The organism is Vogesella mureinivorans, assembly GCF_007644035.1.
GTDB classification, from domain to species: Bacteria; Pseudomonadota; Gammaproteobacteria; order Burkholderiales; family Chromobacteriaceae; genus Vogesella; species Vogesella mureinivorans.
Map to the genome: position 1 here is coordinate 1 of NZ_VMTV02000496.1, position 435 is coordinate 435.

Sequence of the window (435 nt, forward strand, 5' to 3'; positions counted from 1 at the left end):
GGAATCGTCATCGCCGAGCGCTGCACGCCCTCGCGCTCGAAGTAGCGGACCTTGTAGGCCAGCGGCACGCGTTTCAGCTCGCCGTTCTCGCGCACGCGGCCGCCCTTGCCGAGGCCCTCGACGCTGGTCTTGGCCGTGCCCGGGCTGGGCCCGCCGCCGGCTTCGAAAGCAAGCACCAGATGGGTGGCATCGGGCAGATCGCGTTTGAGCTGGGCGGCCAGGCAGTCGGTGGGCACCACGTCGAAGCCTGCACCTGGCAGCACCAGCACGCCGGCCTGTTTGGCGCGCGCATCGTTCAACTGACAGTGTGCGAAGACATCGATCTCGCCGGTGATGTCGAGGTAGTGCGTGCCGCTGGCGAGACAGGCCTCCAGCATCGGCGCGCAGGTGGCCGAGAACGGCCCCGCGCAGTGCATTACCTCATCGACCTCGCGC

1 protein-coding gene is annotated in these 435 nt (G+C 68.7%); it reads right to left on the reverse strand.

Annotated features, from left to right (window positions below; translation table 11 throughout):
• Positions 1-435: saccharopine dehydrogenase family protein (locus FLQ44_RS23705; RefSeq protein WP_240801286.1), on the reverse strand; the 435-nt coding region annotated here is incomplete at both ends.